18 protein-coding genes are annotated in these 17707 nt (G+C 75.5%); all 18 read right to left on the reverse strand.

What is annotated here, in order from left to right; translation table 11 throughout:
- Positions 1-2 precede the first annotated feature (2 nt).
- The 18 genes from ACIA5A_RS10785 to ACIA5A_RS10870 are packed head-to-tail and all read right to left on the reverse strand — an operon-like array spanning position 3 to position 17702.
- Positions 3-563, reverse strand: coding sequence for an NADPH-dependent FMN reductase (locus ACIA5A_RS10785; RefSeq protein WP_396759308.1), 561 nt, complete (start codon positions 561-563; stop codon positions 3-5).
- Positions 563-1690: an LLM class flavin-dependent oxidoreductase gene (locus ACIA5A_RS10790; protein WP_396759310.1), complete on the reverse strand. Its 1128-nt coding sequence runs from the start codon at positions 1688-1690 to the stop codon at positions 563-565. Before ACIA5A_RS10790 ends, ACIA5A_RS10785 begins: the two co-directional genes overlap by 1 nt.
- 4 nt (positions 1691-1694) lie before the next feature.
- Positions 1695-4475 (reverse strand): cytochrome P450, encoded by a 2781-nt coding sequence (locus ACIA5A_RS10795; protein ID WP_396759312.1) that lies wholly within the window; start codon positions 4473-4475, stop codon positions 1695-1697.
- 24 nt (positions 4476-4499) lie between these two features.
- Positions 4500-5237, reverse strand: a complete 738-nt coding sequence (locus ACIA5A_RS10800) for a class II aldolase/adducin family protein (RefSeq protein ID WP_396759315.1) — start codon at positions 5235-5237, stop codon at positions 4500-4502.
- A complete protein-coding gene (locus tag ACIA5A_RS10805) occupies positions 5230-5925 on the reverse strand; it encodes a 2-hydroxychromene-2-carboxylate isomerase (protein WP_396759317.1) in 696 nt (231 codons plus the stop codon). The genes ACIA5A_RS10800 and ACIA5A_RS10805 overlap by 8 nt, the downstream gene beginning before the upstream one ends.
- Complete coding sequence (locus tag ACIA5A_RS10810) at positions 5925-6845, reverse strand: thioesterase family protein (RefSeq protein ID WP_396759320.1); 921 nt, start codon at positions 6843-6845, stop codon at positions 5925-5927. The genes ACIA5A_RS10805 and ACIA5A_RS10810 overlap by 1 nt, the downstream gene beginning before the upstream one ends.
- Positions 6842-7651 carry an alpha/beta fold hydrolase gene (locus ACIA5A_RS10815; RefSeq protein WP_396759323.1) on the reverse strand — a complete coding sequence of 270 codons (810 nt, stop codon included), beginning with the start codon at positions 7649-7651 and terminating at the stop codon, positions 6842-6844. The genes ACIA5A_RS10810 and ACIA5A_RS10815 overlap by 4 nt, the downstream gene beginning before the upstream one ends.
- Positions 7648-8685, reverse strand: a complete 1038-nt coding sequence (locus ACIA5A_RS10820; RefSeq protein WP_396759326.1) for a beta-ketoacyl synthase N-terminal-like domain-containing protein — start codon at positions 8683-8685, stop codon at positions 7648-7650. Before ACIA5A_RS10820 ends, ACIA5A_RS10815 begins: the two co-directional genes overlap by 4 nt.
- A complete protein-coding gene (locus tag ACIA5A_RS10825) occupies positions 8682-9794 on the reverse strand; it encodes a beta-ketoacyl synthase N-terminal-like domain-containing protein (protein ID WP_396759329.1) in 1113 nt (370 codons plus the stop codon). Before ACIA5A_RS10825 ends, ACIA5A_RS10820 begins: the two co-directional genes overlap by 4 nt.
- Positions 9772-10809, reverse strand: coding sequence for a beta-ketoacyl synthase N-terminal-like domain-containing protein (locus ACIA5A_RS10830; RefSeq protein WP_396759332.1), 1038 nt, complete (start codon positions 10807-10809; stop codon positions 9772-9774). The genes ACIA5A_RS10825 and ACIA5A_RS10830 overlap by 23 nt, the downstream gene beginning before the upstream one ends.
- Positions 10806-12011, reverse strand: a complete 1206-nt coding sequence (locus ACIA5A_RS10835) for a beta-ketoacyl-[acyl-carrier-protein] synthase family protein (protein WP_396759335.1) — start codon at positions 12009-12011, stop codon at positions 10806-10808. The genes ACIA5A_RS10830 and ACIA5A_RS10835 overlap by 4 nt, the downstream gene beginning before the upstream one ends.
- Positions 12012-12014: 3 nt before the next feature.
- Complete coding sequence (locus ACIA5A_RS10840) at positions 12015-12269, reverse strand: acyl carrier protein (RefSeq protein WP_091057089.1); 255 nt, start codon at positions 12267-12269, stop codon at positions 12015-12017.
- A 15-nt stretch (positions 12270-12284) separates the two neighbouring features.
- Entirely contained in the window at positions 12285-12758 is a 474-nt protein-coding gene (locus ACIA5A_RS10845; protein ID WP_396759339.1) for a 3-hydroxyacyl-ACP dehydratase FabZ family protein, read from the reverse strand.
- Positions 12755-13228 (reverse strand): hypothetical protein, encoded by a 474-nt coding sequence (locus ACIA5A_RS10850; protein ID WP_396759342.1) that lies wholly within the window; start codon positions 13226-13228, stop codon positions 12755-12757. Before ACIA5A_RS10850 ends, ACIA5A_RS10845 begins: the two co-directional genes overlap by 4 nt.
- Entirely contained in the window at positions 13225-13977 is a 753-nt protein-coding gene (fabG, locus tag ACIA5A_RS10855) for a 3-oxoacyl-[acyl-carrier-protein] reductase (protein ID WP_396759345.1), read from the reverse strand. Before fabG ends, ACIA5A_RS10850 begins: the two co-directional genes overlap by 4 nt.
- An 11-nt stretch (positions 13978-13988) precedes the next feature.
- Entirely contained in the window at positions 13989-15236 is a 1248-nt protein-coding gene (locus ACIA5A_RS10860) for a CaiB/BaiF CoA transferase family protein (protein WP_396759348.1), read from the reverse strand.
- Positions 15237-15242: 6 nt separating this feature from the next.
- On the reverse strand, positions 15243-16382 hold the full coding sequence (locus ACIA5A_RS10865) for a steroid 3-ketoacyl-CoA thiolase (protein ID WP_396759351.1): 1140 nt from the start codon (positions 16380-16382) through the stop codon (positions 15243-15245).
- A 45-nt stretch (positions 16383-16427) separates the two neighbouring features.
- Positions 16428-17702, reverse strand: a complete 1275-nt coding sequence (locus tag ACIA5A_RS10870) for a cytochrome P450 (protein ID WP_396759354.1) — start codon at positions 17700-17702, stop codon at positions 16428-16430.
- Positions 17703-17707: the final 5 nt, after the last annotated feature.

Raw genomic sequence — 17707 nt, forward strand, 5'->3', positions numbered from 1 at the left:
GCTCAGGCCGGCGGGGCCACCCCGGTCAGCGCCTCGACGACCGCCGGGGCGGCGCCGTCGAGCCACCGACCGATGCCCACCTCGGCCGTGTCGAACTCGCGCTCCAGCACGCACAGCCCGGGCGCCGGCACGCAGGCGCCCACCTCGGCCAGCAACGCGCCCAGGTGGGTGTCGACGACGCGGCGGTGCCCGCCCCGGGCCGCGGTCATCAACGGCACCGCCACCACACCGGCCAGCGCGCCCCGGGGCAGCACGTCCACGAAGAGCTTCAGCAACCCGCTGTACGCCGCCTTGAACGTGGGGCTGGCCACCAGCAGCAGCCCCGGGCGGCGGACCGATTCCAGCACCTCGTCCAGCGCGTCCGGGCGGCTGCCCTGACCGACCAGCTCCGCGGTCAGCTCGGACAGGTCGATCACGCCGGGCGGCCCGACCGGGGTGGGACCGTCGGCGAGGCGCCGGTGCAGCGCCGCCGCCGTGCTCAGCGCGACGGTCCGGGTCCGGGAGTGCGGTTTCGGGTTGCCGATCAGCACGGTCAGCGGCAGGTGCCGCGCGGGCGCCGCCATCACCGGGCCGCCATCTCGGGCGTACGGTCGGTGTCCGGGGCGAGCAGGCCCTCGTGCCGCAGCAGCGGCAGCACCCCCTCGCCGACCCAGTACGCCTCCTCCAGGTGCGGCTGTCCGGAGAGGATCAGGTGGTCGACGCCGGCGGCGTGGTACTCGGCGATCCGTTCGGCGACCTCCTCGTGGCTGCCCACCAGCGCCGCCCCGGCGCCGGGGCGGACCAGCGAGTAGCCGGCCCAGACGTTCGGGTGGACCTCCATCCGGGCGTTCCCGCCGGCGTGCAGCGCCGCGGCCCGCCGCTGCCCCTCCGACTCGGTCCGGGAGAACCGCTTGCGCGCCGCGTCGATGCGGGTCTGGTCGACGCCCGCGAGCAGCCGTTCCGCCTCGGCCCAGGCCTCCCGCGCGGTGTCCCGGGTGATCACGTGCAGCCGGCTGCCGGTGCGCAGCGTCCGCCCTGCCTCCGCCGCCCGCTCGCGGGCCTGCGTCAGCAGCTCACCGAGGAGGGCGGGGGTCTCGCCCCAGGCGAGGTAGACGTCGGCGTGGTGGGCCGCCGTCCGCTGGGCGGCGGGCGACGAGCCGCCGAGGAACACCGTCGGCGCGGTGTCCGGCGGCCGGGCGAGCAGCGCGCCGCGTACCCGGTAGTGCTCGCCGTCGTGGTCCACCGGGCGGCCGGACCAGAGCCGGTTGAGGATGGCCAGGAACTCCTCGGCGCGGGCGTAGCGGGCGTCGTGGTCGAGCCAGTCGCCGTAGCGGTGCTGCTCGTCCGGGTCGCTGCCGGCGACGATGTTGAGCAGCACCCGCCCGCCGGTGACCCGGTGCAGGGTGGCGGCCATCTGGGCGACCAGGGTGGGCGAGACCAGCCCCGGACGCAGCGCGATCATGAACTTGAGCCGTTCGGTCTGCGCGGCCAGCGCGGACGCCACGATCCACGGGTCCTCGCAGAACAGCCCCGCCGGGGTGAGCACGCCGGCGAAGCCGAGCCGGTCGGCGGCCTGCGCCACCTGGGCGAGATAGCCGACGTCCGGCGGGCGGCGGGTGATGCGCGTCGGGCGGGTCCCGCCCCGGGACGGCTCGGCCAGGTCCCGGCCGTCGCCGTGCGAGGGCAGGAACCAGTGCAGTTCCAGTGGCATCGGGTCAGTCCCCCCTCGGCGCGGTGTCGAAGCGCGCGGGCATCGCGGTGACGGCGTTCATGAAGTTGGTCCGCATCCGGCGGACCGGCCCGGTCAGCCGCAGCCCGGCCAGGTGCGGGCGGACCGCGGTGAGGAAGGCCGCCATCTCCAGCCGGGCCAGGTGGGCGCCGAGACAGAAGTGCGGGCCGATGCCGAACGCCAGGTGCGGGTTCGGGTCGCGGCCCAGGTCCAGCCGGTCCGGGTCGGTGAACGCCTCCGGGTCCCGGTTGGCCGAGCTGTAGAAGACGACCACCTTGTCGCCGGCGGCGATCCGGGTGCCGTCGAGCATGGTGTCGCGGGTGGCGGTCCGCCGGAACTGCATGATCGGGGTGACCCAGCGCAGCAGTTCCTCCACCGCCGGCCCGGTCAGGTCTGGCTCGGCGATCAGGCGGTCACGTTGCGCCGGGTGCTCCAGCAGCGCCCGCACGCCGCCGGAGATGAGGTGCCGGGTGGTCTCGTTACCGGCGATGACCAGCAGCAGCCACAACTGGCAGAGCTGCGCGTCGGTCAGCCCCCGCCCGTCGGACTCGGCGTGCACCAGCAGGCTCATCAGGTCCTCGCCGGGCCGGGCCCGCCGCTGCGCGGCGAGCTGCCGGACGTAGGCGAAGGCGGCCGCGAAGGTGTCCCGGTAGCGCGTCACGCTGCCGCCGCCGTGCTCCGGGTCGTCGAAGCCGACCAGGTTGTTGCTCCACTCGAACAGCAGCTTGCGGTCGGTGGCCGGCATGCCCAGCAGGTCGGTGAGGACCAGCAGCGGAAGCTCGGCGGCCAGGTCGGTCACCACGTCGATCTCGCCGGCGGTCACCGCCCGGGCGACCACCTCCTCGGCGTGCCGGGTGACCAGCTCGCGCAGGCGTCCCACCGCGCGCGGGGTGAACGCGCCGGCCACCAGGCGGCGTACCCAGGTGTGTTCGGGGGCGTCCATGTTGATCAGAAGTTGCCGGTTGCGGTCCAGGTCGGCCGGGGAGCGCGGGTCGGCGAGGAACGCGCCGCCGGTGGCCGAGGAGAACAGCGCGGGGTCACGCGAGACCGCCGACACGGCGGCGTACCGGGTGACCGCCCAGAAACCCCGGCCCCGCGACGTCGTCTCGCCGTCGCGGTCGGTGCGGGTCAACGCGACCTCGTCGACCCAGGCGACCGGGGCCTCCCGGCGCCGCCTGGCGAACTCGGCGTGCGGCACCGCGGTGACGTACGTGCGCGGGTCGGCGAGCAGCCCCGGCGGGGCCGGCGCGTGGCGGTGACGGTCACGCAGCGCCGCGCGCGGCACCTTGCCGGTGGGCTCGCGGGGGATCCGGCCGACCAGCTCGTAGGAGCGCGGCACCTTGAACCCGGCGAGCCCGGCCCGGCAGTGCGCGTCGAGGACCGCCTCGACGCCGTCGGCAGGCCACGCCGGGTCGAGCTGCACCAGCGCGCGGACCTGCTCGCCGAACTCGGCGTCCGGCACCCCGACGACCACCCCGTCGGCCACCGCGGGGTGGGTCAGCAGCACCGCCTCCACCTCGGCCGGGTAGACGTTGACGCCACCGGAGACGATCAGCTCCGCCGACCGTCCGGTCAGGTAGAGGTAGCCGTCGTCGTCGAGACGGCCGAGGTCGCCGAGGGTGAAGGTGTGCGGGGCGACGTGCGCGTTCTCGGTCTGCTCCGGGGCGTTGTGGTAGTGGAAGCCGCGCCCCGGGGGCCGCCGGACGGCGACCCGGCCCTCCCGCCCGGTCGGCACCGGGCGGCCCTCGTCGTCGACCACCAGCACCTCGGTCGGCGGCGCCGGCCTGCCCACCGTGCCGGGCCGGGCCAGCCAGGTGTCCGAGTCGGCGAGGGTGACGATGCCCGCCTCGGTGGCGGCGTAGTACTCCACGAACACCGGACCCCACCAGTCGATCATGGCGCGTTTGGTCTCCGGTGGGCACGGGCCGCCGCCGTGCCAGATGCGGGCGAGGCCGGCGCCGGAGAACCCGGCGCGGGTGGCGTCGTCGACCCGCAGCAGGCGGATGAACTGCGTCGGCACCAGATGGCTGATGGTGATCTTCTCCTCGTCGATCACCCGCAGCACCTCGGCCGGGTCGAACCGGCGGCGCATCACCAGGGCACAGCCGCGCAGCAGCGGGAACTGGGCGAAGAACAACTGCGCCGAGTGGTACCAGGGACCCACCAGCAGGGCCCGCCCGCTCGTCGGGATGCCGAGCCCGCCGCCGAGCGCGGCCGTGGTCCCGGCCACCCGCTCGATCGGCGCGCCGACGCTGAGCAGCGGGTTGACCACGCCCTTGGGACGACCGCTGGTGCCCGAGGTGTAGAGCAGGACACCGCCGGAGACGGCCGGCGGCGGCGGGCCGGCGGGCAGCTCGGCGAACGCGGTGAAGCCGTCGCCGGAGTCCACCGTTACCAGCACCTCGGGGGCGTCCGGCACCCGGTCCACGGCGGCGCGTACGCCGGGCGCGTACGCGGCCTCGGTGAGCACCGCGCGGGCGCCGGAGTCGGTCAGGATGTGGGCGATCTCCGGCGCGGTCAGGTGCCAGTTCACCGGCACCGCCACCAAGCCGGAGTGCACGCAGGCGAGCAGCGCCTCGAAGGTCTCGTGCCGGTTGCCGAGCACGAACGCCACCCGGTCGCCGACGGTGAGGCCGGCGCCGCGCAGCGCCCCGATCCACCTGTCGACCGCGCGGTCCAGCTCCACCCAGGTGCGGGAGCCGTCCTCGTCGACGAGCGCGACGTCGCCGCCGCGCTCGCGCACCATGTTCTCCAGCAGCTCGGCCACTCGACCCTCCTGTCTGTGCGTGGTTCAGGCCGTCAGGTCCGGGCTGACGGCCAGGACGTGCTCGGCCACCGGCCGGAAGTTGAGCCGGGCGATTCCGGCGGCGCCGATGTCCGCGCGCGCCGCCCGGGCCGCCTCGGCGGGGATCAGGACCAGCTCGCCGGCCGCCTGGGCGAGCAGTTGCACCTGGCAGCAGCGGTCCATGGCGAGGAACCACCAGGCCGCCTCGGCCACCGAGCCGCCGACCGTGAGCAGTCCGTGGTTGCGCAGCACGACCGCCTTGCCGGTGCCCAGCGTGGCGGCGATCCGGTCGCCCTCCGCCCCGTCGAGCACCACCCCGCCGTACTCGTCGTGGACCTCGTGGTCCTCGAAGAAGGCGCAGGCGTCCTGGGTGATCGGCGCGAGCGGCCGGCCCAGCGCGGAGAACGCCCGGCCGTGCACCGAATGGGTGTGCGCGGCGCCCACCACGTCCGGCCGGGCCTTGTGGATCGCCGAGTGGATGGCGTAACCGGCCGGGTTGATCCGGCCGGAGCCCTCGACCACCCGGCCCGCGTGGTCGACGCGCAGCAGGTCGTCGTCGCGGACGTGGCCGAAGTGCCGGCCGAACGGGTTGATCCAGAAGGTGTCCGGCTCGATCGGGTCCCGCGCGGTGACGTGACCGCCGGCGCCCTCGTCGAAGCCGGCCAGCGCGAAGGCGCGCACGGTCAGCACCAGGTGCCGCCGCCGGTACGCCCGCTCCTGCTCGGGGGTGCGTCGCTCAGCCACAGCCACCTCCGGTGTCGGTGTCGTACCCGCCGGCGCCGGCCGGCACGGGTTCGGCCGCGCGGACGGGCGCGCCGGCACGGTCGGCGTAGGCGGCGAGGAAGTCGTCGACCCGGTCGAACCCCCAGAACCGGTGCGGCCCGATCCGCAGGTAGGGAATGCCGAAGATGTCGTCGTCGTAGGCGCGCATCAGGCAGTCCACCCCGGCCGCGCGGACCGCGTCGTCGTCGACCGCGCCGAGGACCACCTGCGGGTCGACGCCGGCCCGCTCGGCGACCCCGGCGAGGACCTCCGGCGTGCACACGTCCTCGCCGCGGTGCCACCGCGCCGCGATCACCTCCCGGTAGAACGCCTCGCCCGCACCCCGCTCCCGGGCCGCGAGGAAACCCAGGTGCGGCAGCTCCCACCACGGGTCGACGTCGATCGGCCAGCGCATCGGCACCTCCAGCCGCCGGGCCAGCCGCTTGGCGTCCTGCAACAGGTAGAGGTGCTTCGGCTTGCTCATCTGCACGTAGTGGAAGGCGCCGCCGGCGGCGGTGAGCGCCGACTCGGTACGCGGGTCCGGGTCCCAGTAGGGGATGAACTCCAGCGCCTCCTGCGGGCGGTGCAGCGCCCGGGTCAGCCGCTCCACCGCCAGCCAGCTGTACGGGCTGCGGAACGAGAAGTACAGCCGGGGCGGTCGGGGCGCCATCATCGCCCTCCGCCGGTGAGGGCGGCCACGGTCTGCGGGTCGAGGGTGGCCAGGCTGCCCGCGTCCGGTCCCCGGCTGGCCGCGTAGCCGTGCAGGATGGTGGCGGTCGCGACCTGCACCAGCCGGCCGTCGCGCACCACGTGACAGGTCATCCGGGCGTCGTAGGTGACGTCCTTGAGCACGTCGGTGACCGTGAAGGTGATCCACATCGGCTCCTCGACGCGCGCGTCGCCGCACACCTCGACGCGGGCCCGGGACACCACCGGGATCCAGCCCCGCTCGCGCAGCATCCGCCCCACCGACACGCCCCGGTCGGCGAGGTAGCGGTCCACCACCTCCTCCAGGAGCCGGACGTAGCCGGCGTGCTGCATGCGCTCGGAGTACTGGCAGTAGAAGTAGGGCACCCGCCAGGCCCACACGAAACCGGCGCCGCCGGCGCGCAGGGTGGCGGCCGGGTCGGCGCCGGCGGCCGGGCCGGGCTCGCCGACGCCCGGCTCCTCCAGCAGTCCGGCCAGCTCCGCCGGCAGCGGCGCGGCGGCCGGCGCGTCCGACGCGCGCACCAGCGCGACCCGGACCCGGGCCCGGCAGGCGGTGACCGGTTCGGCCGGGGCCGGGCCGCCCGGGCGGGTGATCCGCACCGCGAACCGGCCACCGGCGCCCGGGTTCGCGGTCACGCTCACCTCGTCGTCGACCTCCAGCACGGCGGGCAGCAGCAGCGAGCAGTCCCGCACCGACAGACCCACGCCGTGTTCCAAGTAGAGCCGGCCCGGGCCGTGCCCGCGCTCCCGGAACCACTGCAGGACGCCCCGCTCGACCAGGTACGCGAAGTGCTTGAACCCGATCCAGGTGCGGATGTTGGCGCCCTCGAACCCGGGCCGGGCGGACAGGGTCACGGGTTCGTGCTGGACCGCCGTGGTCACGGCGTACCTCCTCGGATCGCGGGATCGGGGCAGACCTGCTCGACGAAGACCGTGATGTGCCGGGCCACCTCGGCGGCGCGGTCCAGGTGGCAGAAGTGGTGGAAGTCCGGCTCGACGACGATGTCGGCGGCGGGCAACTGGGCGCGCAGGGCGCCCGCGCACGGGCCGTCCAGGCTGGGGTCCCGTCCGCCGGTCAGCACCTTCGTCGGCACGGTCACCGCGTGCAGCGGCAGCCCGGCCGTGGCGGTGAAGTGGTCGAACAGCGCGGTGAACCCGACCGGGCCGATCCGGTCGACCATGATGTCGCGCATCGACGCCAGCGTGGCGGCGTCCAGGCGGGCCAGGCGGGGGCCGAGCCGGTTGCGCAGTCCCTCGTCGATGATCTGGACGAAGTTGGCCTGCGCCCGTTCGTGCACGGCCCAGGTGATCGGCAGGTCGGGCGGGCAGTAGAAGGGCGCGATGAGCATCGCGCCGCGCGGCGCCGGCGCCGTGTCGGCGGCCAGCATCTCCAGCACCGCGTTGGCGCCGAGCGAGTGGCCGACCACGATGTCCGGCGGTGTGTCCATGGCCTCGACGGTCGCGGCGAGCCAGCCGCCGGGGGTGCCCCGCCGCCGCCAGTGGTGGTCGGTGCCGGCCTTCCACGGCAGTTCGGCCGCGAACAGCCGCCAGGTGGCCGGCAGCCGCGCCACCAGGTGCCGCCAGCTCTGCCAGGTGTCGGACATGCCGTGCACCAGCAGGACGGTCGGCGCGCCGGAGTCCGGGCCCGCGATCTGGTGCACCGGGGCGGCGGGCGCGGTCCGGGTCACCGGGGCACCGCCCGCACGGTCAGTTCGCGTACCCCGTCGGCCGGGTCGCCGCAGCGCACGGTGACGGCCGGCGCGGCGGCGACCAGCCGGACGGCGAGCGCGGTGTGCACGACCCCGGCGGCGCCGTAGTGGTCGCCGCCCAGCCGGGCCTCGTCGACGAGCGGCTCGCCGCCGGACGCGCCGTCGCGCACCGGCCCGAGCAGGACCGGCGGCCGGTCCGCCGGAAGGGTCGGGCCGGGCGGCACCGGCGGTCGGTCCGCCGGAAGGGCCGGGCCGAGCGGGGCCGGTCGGTCCGCCGGCTCGGCGGGGCCGAGCAGCAGGCAGGCGGCGCCCGCGCGCAGCGGCCGTCCGGGCGTGGCGCCGCACCGGGCCGCGTGCAGCGCACGGGCAAGCGGGTCGTCCGGTTCGGTGCCGACCACCACGACGCGGTCGGCGCGGCCGGCGCGCAACAGCAGGCCGGCGAGCCAGATCGCGTCCAGCCCGGCGGTGGCGCCGGAGCAGACGGTGAGGTTGGGGCCGCCGAACCGGAACCAGATCGCGATCGCCCCGGCGATGACGTTGCTGGAGGCGTTCGGGGCCTCCAGCGGGCCGACCTCCCGGGGTCCGCCGTCGCGCAGCCGCCCGGCGATGTCGCCCACCGTGGCGACGTTGCCCAGGTTGGAGCTGACCACCACGGCGGTACGCGGATCCGCCGGCCCGGTCCGGCGGGGCGCCTTGGGCGGCAGGCCCAGCGCCCGGTGCACGGCGCACAGCGCGAGCCGGGTGGCCGGCTCCTTGGCCAGCAGGCCCTTGCGGCCGAGCAGCTCGGCGGCCCGCTCCGGCGGCCAGCCCGGCCCGTCGGCGCCGTCCGGCGCGTCGACTCCGCCGGGAGCGGGGTGCGCGCCCCGCGTGCCGAGATCCGGTGCGGGCCGGCCGGCGCCGGCCAGCAGGGTCGGCACGTCGAGCCCCGGCACGTTGAGCGCGGCGCTCAGCACCGCGGCCACCGGCCGGAAGTCGGTCGTCGCCGAGTTGGGCACGGGATGGACGGTCGTCACGACGCCTCCAGGAGGGTGACCGCGTTGAGGCCGCCGAAGCCGAACGCGTCGACCTGGGCGACGCGCGGTCGCGCCGTCACCGCCCGGTCCCGTACGAGCCGCAGCCCGGCCGCCTCGGGCGTGAGCCGGTCCAGCCCGACCACCGGGGGGACCCGGCCGGTGCGCAGCGCCTCGATCGCGACGGCGACGCTGAGCAGCGCCGACCCGCCGGAGGTGTGGCCCACCGCGCCCTTGAGTGCGGTCACCAGCGGTCCGGGCGCGCAGCCGGCGAAGACCTCGGCGAGCACCCCGGCCTCGGTCGCGTCGTTGAGCGCGGTGCCGGTGCCGTGCGCCAACACCAGGTCGACCTGCTCGGGCCGGCGGCCGGCGCGGCGGTGGGCGTCGCGTACCGCCCGGAGGATGCCGTCGCGGTCGGGCGCCGTCTCGTGCCCGGCGTCGCAGGACAGCCCGGTGCCCAGCAGCCGGGCCAGGCCCGCGCCCGGCCGGTCCGCCTCGACGACCAGCACCACCGCGCCGTCGCCGAGCAGCACCCCGGAGCGGTAGGCGTCGAACGGCCGCACCCGCTCGGTCGGCCGGGCCGCCACCCGGCCGATCATGGCCAGCATCGAGGCGGTGGTGGCGTCGGTGCCGCCGACCAGCACCGCGTCCGCCTCGCCGGTCTCCACCAGGTCCTGGGCCAGCGCGAGGGCGTGCCCGCCGGCGCTGCACGCGTTGGCGAGCGTGACCACCCGACCCACGCCGGGCGCGGCGTCGGTGACGGCCGGGCCGAAGTGCAGGCGTTCGGCGGGGAAGTCGACGGTGCCGCCCAGCGCGGCGCGTTCCACCTCGGCCGACTCGCGCAGCCCGGTGCCGACCAGGCTGACCACCCGGCGGTCGCGCGGGTCGACGCCGGCGGCGGCCAGCGCCTCGGCGGCGCAGTCGGCGAGCCAGCGGCCGGGCCCGAACGGCCCGTCGTCGGCGATCGGGTAGCCGTGCTCCACCCCGACGCGTCGCGGGTCCACCCGTCGCAGCGGCGCGACGCCGCAGTCGCCGCGCAGCAGCGCGTCCCAGGTGGCCGGCCCGTCGCCGAAGCAGGTGCGGACCGCGCTAGCGGTGATCGTCGCCGCCACCGGCCCACCCCCTCACCACGGCCGCGGCCACCCCGCCGTCGCGGGAGCGGGCGGTGACCAGCGCCGGGCGTCCGGCCGCGGCCGGCTCCTCGGCGTAGCGGGCCAGCAGCGCGCCGAAAGCCAGCGCGCCGGCCGCGGCCTGGCAGTCGCCCAACGCCTGACGCACCGGCAGTCGTTCCACCCCCGGCGGGCAGTCGCCGTCGTCGCCGGCGAGCGCCCAGACGTCGGCCGCCCGGACGTCTGCGACCGCCAGGGCCCGGCGGGCGCAGCCGGCCAGCCCGGCGTCGGCGTCGTCGGGCGCGAAGCCGGTGGCCACCGAGAGCACCTCGGCGCGGGCGCCGACCGCCTCGGCGCCGCGCCGGCGCAGCAGGTAGACGGCCGCCGCCTCGCCGGCCGGTCCGGCGTCGGTCAGCCGCGCCGCCCACGCCGTGTTCGGGGTGTACTCCTCCACGCCGCCGACAAGCAGCGCGTCGGCGTAGCCGCGACGGATGGCGTTGAGCGCGTAGCGCAGCGCGTACAGGAAGGCCAGCGGGCCGCCGGCCACGGTGGCGTTGACGCCACGCAGGCCGTAGCGGATGGCCGCCTGACCGGCGGCGCAGTTCATCACCGTGTTGGGGAACAGCACCGGGTTGACCAGGTACGGCTTGTCCTGCACCAGCGTCTCCCGGGAGAAGTCCATGGTGGACTTCAGGCTGCCGGTGGTGGTGCCCAGCACCACCCCGACGCGGTGCCGGTTGTCGTCGTCGAGGGTCAGGCCCCCGTCGGCGAGCGCCCGCCCGCAGGCCACCATCGCCAGCGCGGTGGCCCGGTCCAGGAAGCTCGTGCCCTTGCGCCCGAGCAGGGCGCGTACGTCGAAGTCGGCGATCGCCGGCGCCTCGGTCTCCGGCAGCGGCTCGGCGAACCGGTCCCGCACGTCGGCGCGGACCGCCGTGCCGGCGCGGATCGCGGTGAGCACGTCGGCGACGGAGTCCCCGGCGGCGGAGACCACCCCGCAGCCGGTCACCACCCCGCTCACCGGATCGCCCCGAAGATCGTGATGGCGTTGTTGCCGCCGAAGGCGAACCCGTTGTTCTGCGCCACCCGGACGGTCGCCGGCCGGGCGGCGTTGGGCACCGGGTCGATCCACGGCAGCTCCGGGTCCGGATTCGCCCAGTTGATCGTCGGGGGCAGGAACCCGTGCCGGATGGCGAGGGTGGTGGCGATCGCGCCGAAGCCGCTGGCCGCGCCCATGGTGTGCCCGAGCATCGACTTGATCGAGCTGACCGGCGGCACCCGGTCGCCGAAGACCGCCCGGATGGCCCGCGCCTCGCACAGGTCGTTCGCCGGAGTCCCGGTGCCGTGGGTGCTGACGTAGTCGACGTCCACCGGCTTGATCCCGGCGTTGTCCAGGGCCAGCCGCATGCAGGCGGCGACGCTGTCCTCGTTCGGCGCGACCATGTGGTGGGCGTCGCAGTTGAGGCCGTGGCCGAGCACCTCGGCGTAGATCCGCGCGCCCCGCGACTCGGCGTGCTCCAGCGTCTCCAGCACCAGCGCCGCGCCGCCCTCGCCGGTGAGGATGCCGGAGCGGTCCCGGTCGAACGGGCGGCACTGCCGCTCGGTCAGCGCGCCCAGGCGGAAGAAGCCGGCGTGCGCCCACCGGCACACCGAGTCCGCGCCGCCGGCCACCATCACGTCCGCCTCGCCGGTGTGCAGCAGGTCGTAGGCGTAGCCGATGGCGTAGTTGCTCGCCGAACAGGCGGTGGTAAGGGTGACCGACTCGCCGGCCAGTCCCAGCTCGGCGCTCACCGCGTAGGCCAGCCGCTCGGCGGGCGCCTGGCGCAGCGAGCCCACCGACATGCTCGGGTAGCCGCCGGCGACGAGGTCCGCGACGAGCTGCTCCACCACCGTCGACTCGCCGCTGGTGGTGCCGATGACCGCGCCCGCGCGTCCCGGGTCGGCCAGCGGCAGCGGCAGGTCCGCGTCGGTCGCGGCCAGCCGGGCGGCGGCCGCGGCGAGCAGCGCCGAACGGCCCCACTCCGGTACGCGGACCCGGCGCAGCACGTCCGCCGGCCGGAACGCGGGCACCTCGCCGGCGTACCGGTGCGGAAAGCCTGACGCGTCGAAGCTGGTGATGGGCGCGGCGGCGGAGCGGCCCCGGCGCAGTCCGTCGGTGAACTCGTCGACGCCGATGCCGATGCCCGACACCGGGCCGAGCCCGGTGACGACGACCCGGTGCACGCCTCAGTCCTGCCAGCCGGCGTACCGCGCCACCACCTCGTGCACGGCCTTGAGGCTGCGCATCTCGTTCAGCTCGGCCTGCGGGATCTCCACCTTGTAGGTCTTCTCGATCCGGGCCAGGATCTCGATCGCCCGCAGTGAGTCCGCCTCGTACTCCTCGACGAAGTCGGCCGTGTCGGCGACCTCCTCGGGCTCCATCTCGAGCACCTCGGCGACGATCTCCCGCAGTTGCTCCAGGTGCTTGTCGCGTTCACTCATCGCGGTTCCTCTCTCTCAGTCTCGCGCCTCGGCGACGGCGTCGACCGGTCGGACGACGGCCATCATGGAGTCGAACTCGGCCACCCGGCGCTCCCCGACCCAGCTGGATCCGGAGGCGAACGCGGCGCCGTCGACGACCTGGTCCAGCCGGACCCGGTGGTGGATCACGTCGCCCGGGTGCACCGGGCGCAGCAGCACCACGTCGCGAGCCGCGGTGAACATCGGCAGCCCCGCCGTGCCGGGTCGCCGGGACAGCAGCCAGAGCACCGCCGCGCCCTGCCCGAACGACTCGATCAGCAGCGACGCCGGGTAGGCGTACCGGTCGGCGGGCTGGTCCTCGGCGATGCCCCGGTAGCAGGGCTCGCAGCCGCTCACCGCCTTGACGCCGGTGAGGCTCTCGCCCGGCGCGACGGCCTCGACCCGGTCGAGCAGCAGCATCGGGTACCGGTGCGGCAGCAGGGCGCGCAGCGCGGCGTGGTCCAGTCTCATCGCCCGTCGTCCCCCTCGGCGGGCCACCGGAACGCGGCGCGCACGGTCGCGGTCCGCACCCCGTCGCCGCGTACGCACCGGGCGGTGACCTCGAAGGACTGGTCGTGCTCGACCGGGCCGACGGACGCCTCCACGGTCAGGGTGTCGCCGGCCAGCAGCGGGGCGAGGAACCGGGCCGAGCGCAGCCGGTGCAGCTCGGGTGGACGGCCGGCGCAGTGGCCGACCGCGGCGCTGACCGCCTGCCGCAGGGTCTCCAGGGTGAACACCCCCGGATAGACGGTCAGCTCGGGGAAGTGCCCGGTCAGGTAGAGGTCGTCCGGGTCGACTGTCGTCTCGGCGCGCAGGGTGATCCCGCCGCGTGGGCCGGCGGCGACCTGGACCGACGTGACCGCCGGCAGCGGCGCGGCCGCCTCGGCGTACGTCTGGGCGGGGGTGCGGTCCGGGGCGAAGGCGGGTACGACGGCGGTCACAGCACGATCCCCCCGTCCACCCGCACGACCTGGCCGGTGACGTAGGCGGCCCGGTCCGACAGCAGGAACTCGACAAGCTCGGCCACGTCCTCCGGGGTGCCGAAGCGGCGCAGCGGGATCTGCGTCAACGCCTGCGCGCGCTGCTTCTCCGACAGCGCGGCGGTCATGTCGGTCTCCACGAAGCCGGGCGCCACCACGTTGACCCGGATGCCGTGCCCGGCGACCTCCTTGGCCAGCGAGCGGCTGAGTCCGATGACGCCGGCCTTGCTGGCCGCGTAGTTGGTCTGCCCGGCGTTGCCGGTGACCCCGGCGACCGAGGAGAGGTTGACCACGGCGCCCCGGCGGCGCTTGAGGAAGCGGAACGCGACCGCGCGGCAGGTGTTCCAGGTGCCGGTGAGGTTGGTGTCGACGACGTCGTGCCAGTCGTCCGGGCCCATCAGCACCATCGGCCGGTCCCGGGTGATTCCGGCGTTGTTGACCAGTGCGGTGAGCGGGCCGAGGCGTTTCTCGGCGGTGGCCACGAAGTCGTCGACCGCCGTCCGGTCGGTGACGTCGCAGGGGGCGAACCAGCTCGGCACCCCGTACGCCTCGACCTCCGCGCGGGTCTTCTCGGCGGCCTCGCCGGCGGTGCTGAAGCACCCCGCGACCGCGTAGCCCTCGGCGGCCAGCCGCAGCGCGACCGCCCGCCCGATGCCCCGCGACGCGCCGGTCACCAGCGCGCAGCGCGGCGTCTCGCCCGCCGTGTCCATGCCACCTCCGGTCATCCGATCGCCCGTTCCGCCCGCAGCCGCGCCCGGGTGGCCGCGTCCACCTTCAGCTCGTCGAGGATCTGCTCGGTGTCCGCGCCCGGTTCGGGGGCGCCGGCGCGCACCGCCGTCGGCGTGCGGGAGAACTTGACCGCCGGCCCGGTCAGCGGCGCGGTGCTGCCGTTGGCCAGCACGGTCTGCTGCACCATCGCCCGGGCCCGCACCTGCGGGTCCGCGGCCGCGTCGGCGAACGTGCGGACCCGCTCGGCGGTGATCCCGGCGTCGTCGAGCGCGGCGACCACGTCGGCGCAGGTCCGTTCGGCGCACCAGCCGGCGAGCACGGCGTTGACCTCGGCGCGGTTGTCCCGGCGCTCCTCGTTGGTGGCGTACCCGGGCGCCCGCGCCAGCTCGGGCCGGCCGACCACCTCGGCGAGGCGCCGCCAGGACCGGTCCAGCGCGACGGCGACGTAGACATGCCCGTCGGCGCAGCGGAAGCAGCCGGCCGGCACCACGAAGTCGGCCTGGTCGCCCCAGCGGCGCAGCGGCACCCCTGTCGCGCCGAGGGTGAGGTAGCCGTTGCTGGAGAACAGCAACGCGTCCAGCATGCTCACGTCGACGTGCTGGCCCTCGCCGGTGCGGTCGCGGTGGCGTAGCGCGGCCAGCGCGCCGATCACCGCGTGCAGGCCGGCGATGTCGTCGGCGAGGAACGTGGGCGCCTTGAGCGGGGCGCCGTCGGGTTCGCCGTTGAGCGACATCCAGCCGGCGGCGGCCTGGGTGGTCGGGTCGTAGCCGGGTCGGGCGGCGTCCGGGCCGTACTGGCCGTAGCCGGAGATCGAGACCAGCACCACGTCGGGGCGCACCTGGCGGCAGGCCCGGTAGCCGACGCCCCAGGCGTCGAGCGTGCCGGGCTTGTAGTTCTCCACCACGACGTCGGCGGTGGCGACGAGCCGCAGGAACACCTCGGCGGCGCCGGGACGGCGCAGGTCCAGCCCGATGCTGCGCTTGTTGCGGTGCACGCTCTGCCGGAACCAGGACAGCCCGGTGCCGGGGATGTGCGGCGGCATCAGCCCTTCCCGGTTGCCGGGCATCTCCACCCGCAGCACGTCGGCGCCGAGGTCGGCCAGCACGCAACTGGCGACCGGCCCGGACCAGACCTTCGTCACGTCGAGCACCCGGACGCCGTGCAGCGGTCCGGGCAGGTCGGCGCGCGCGTCGGCGTAGAACGCGGTGGCGTCGGTGGGGGTGCTCGTGTCGGTGTCCACGGCCGCCTACTCCCGCACCAGCAGCGACGCGGTGCCCAGCGAGCCGCCGCAGCACATGGTGACGAGCGCGCTGTGCCGGTCGCGGCGTTCCAGCTCGTGCAGCGCGGTGACCAGCAGCCGGGTGCCGCTGCTGCCCAGCGGGTGACCGAGCGAGATGGCGCCGCCGTTGACGTTGACCCGGTCCAGGTCGGCGTCGTGGTGCGCGGCCCAGGACAGCACGACCGACGCGAACGCCTCGTTGACCTCGACCAGGTCGATGTCGGCGAGGCTCATCCCGGCGCGTTTGAGCAGCTTGCGGGTGGCGACGACCGGCCCGTCGAGCAGGTAGTAGGGGTCCGCGCCGGTGACCACCTGGTGGGCCAGGCGGGCGCGGGGCCGCAGCCCGAGGGCGGTGGCCCGCTCCCGCGACATCCACAGGATCGCCGATGCGCCGTCGGAGATCTGCGAGATGGTGGCGGCGGTGTGCCGGCCGTCGGGGACCACCGGCCGCAGCGCGGCCAGTCCCTCGGCGGTGCTGTCGCGGATGCCCTCGTCGGTGGTGACCAGCGTGCCGTCGGGCAGCGGCACCGGGCTGGTCTCCCGGTCGAAGCGGCCCTCGTCGCGGGCCCGGGCGGCGAGGCGCTGCGAGCGCAGGCCGTAGGCGTCCAGGTCCGCGCGGGTCAGCCCCTGCCGGGCGGCGATGCGTTCGGCGCCGCCGAACTGCGCCCGCGGCGGATCGTCGTACGGGTAGTCGGGCGTCTTGTAGTGGCCGGGCCCCTGGTAGAGGTTGGTGCCGACCGGGACCCGGCTCATCGACTCCACGCCGCAGGCGATGCCGACGTCGATCGCGCCGGCGGTGACCAGCGCGGCGATCAGGTGGTTGGCCTGCTGCGCGGAGCCGCACGAGGTGTCCACGGTGCTCGCCGCGACCTCGTGGTCGAGGCCGCTGTTGAGCCACGCGTTGCGGGTGACGTTCAGGCTCTGCTCGCCGACCTGGGTGACGCAGCCGCCGATGATCTGGTCGACGTCGCCGGGTTCCACAGCGGCGCGGCGCAGCACCTCGACCTGCACGTGCCGCAGCAGTTCCACGGCCTTCAGGCCGGACAGCGCCCCGTCGCGCCTGCCGATCGGGGTGCGGACCGCCTCGACGATCACCGCCTCCGGCATCGGTCGTCCCCCCTTCTCGGCTGTCGGCGTGTGGTGGTGGCTGTCTCAGGCGGGCACGAGCCGCACCCGCAGCTCCTCCAGGCCGCGGAAGGTGCTGCTGTGTCGCCACTCCAGGTCGATCTCGTCGATGTCCGGGTCGGCCAGCTCGACCACCGCGAACCGGTCCACCAGGCGGCGGAACGCGATCTGGCCCTCGGCGCGGGCGAGTTGGGCGCCGAGGCAGTGGTGCGGGCCCCAGGCGAACGACAGCGGCGTCTCGGGCGGTTCGGCGCCGGCGAAGCGGGCGATGTCGAGGGTGTCCGGGTCGGCGTAGCGGGCCGGGTCCCGGTTGGCCGCGCCGATCAGCGTGATCACGTGTTCGCCGGCGCGCAGCGGGGTGCCGTCGAGGAACGCGGTGTCCTCGACTGCGGCCCGGCCCAGCACGTGCACCGGGGAGTCGTAGCGCAGCAGCTCCTCGATCGCCGAGCGGGTCAGGTCCGGCTCGGCGCGCAGGCGGTCGAGCTGGTCGGGGTTGCGGCACAGGGCGTGGGTGCCGAGGCCGATCAGGTCGGTCATGGTCTGGAATCCGGCGCCGAACAGCAGCACGATGACCTGGATCAGCTCGTCGAGGCCGAGCCGGTCGCCGTCGATCTCGACCTGTCCCAGCGCGGACGCGAGGTCGTCGCGGGGGTTCTCGCGGCGCTTGCGGACCAGGTCGGTGAAGTATTCCTCCATCTCGCCGAGCGCCTGGTCGGAGGCCTTGAGCACCTCCTCGGGGGCGAAGATCTCCAGGCCGGCGGAGGCGGCGCGGGTGAGCCGGCGCAGCAGCGGCCAGTCCTCCGGCGGCACGCCGACCAGCTCGCCGATCACCATCACCGGAAGCGGGAAGCCGAACGAGCCGACGATGTCGACCTCGCCGCCGGCCGGGCCGACCTGGCGGGCGACGTCGTCGAGCAGCCCGTCGACGAAGCCGGCGAGGCGGGGGCGCAGCGTCTCCACCCGTCGGGGGGTGAACACCCGGCTGACCAGCCCGCGCAGCCGGGTGTGTTCCGGCCCGTCGAGGAAGAGCAGGGTGCGGGCGCCCTCCCGGCCACGGGAGTCGCCCATTCGGGGGCGTTGCGCCGACTTGTCCAGCGCCGGGTTGCGTAGTTGGGCGCGGCACTCGTCGTATCCGGTGAGCACCCAGCCGATGCCCTGGCCGGGCTGCTCCATCCGGTACTTCGACGCCGCGGCACGCAGCGCGTGGTAGTGCGGGTAGGGGCTGCTGACGGTGGCCGGGGCCTTCATCAGCAACTCCATCGCGATGATCCGGGGATCAGCGCTCGCCACGGTCTCGGTCATGACAC

This window comes from Micromonospora sp. NPDC051300, assembly GCF_044455315.1.
Lineage (GTDB): Bacteria > Actinomycetota > Actinomycetes > Mycobacteriales > Micromonosporaceae > Micromonospora > Micromonospora robiginosa.

Bases quoted from the DNA above. Each gene is read 5' to 3' on its own strand.
- ACIA5A_RS10870 (WP_396759354.1), bottom strand. From the start codon at position 17,702: ATGACCGAGACCGTGGCGAGCGCTGATCCCCGGATCATCGCGATGGAG.
- fabG (WP_396759345.1), bottom strand. From the start codon at position 13,977: ATGGACACGGCGGGCGAGACGCCGCGCTGCGCGCTGGTGACCGGCGCG.
- ACIA5A_RS10845 (WP_396759339.1), bottom strand. From the start codon at position 12,758: ATGAGACTGGACCACGCCGCGCTGCGCGCCCTGCTGCCGCACCGGTAC.
- ACIA5A_RS10790 (WP_396759310.1), bottom strand. From the start codon at position 1,690: ATGCCACTGGAACTGCACTGGTTCCTGCCCTCGCACGGCGACGGCCGG.
- ACIA5A_RS10840 (WP_091057089.1), bottom strand. From the start codon at position 12,269: ATGAGTGAACGCGACAAGCACCTGGAGCAACTGCGGGAGATCGTCGCC.
- ACIA5A_RS10865 (WP_396759351.1), bottom strand. From the start codon at position 16,382: ATGCCGGAGGCGGTGATCGTCGAGGCGGTCCGCACCCCGATCGGCAGG.
- ACIA5A_RS10805 (WP_396759317.1), bottom strand. From the start codon at position 5,925: ATGGCGCCCCGACCGCCCCGGCTGTACTTCTCGTTCCGCAGCCCGTAC.
- ACIA5A_RS10785 (WP_396759308.1), bottom strand. From the start codon at position 563: ATGGCGGCGCCCGCGCGGCACCTGCCGCTGACCGTGCTGATCGGCAAC.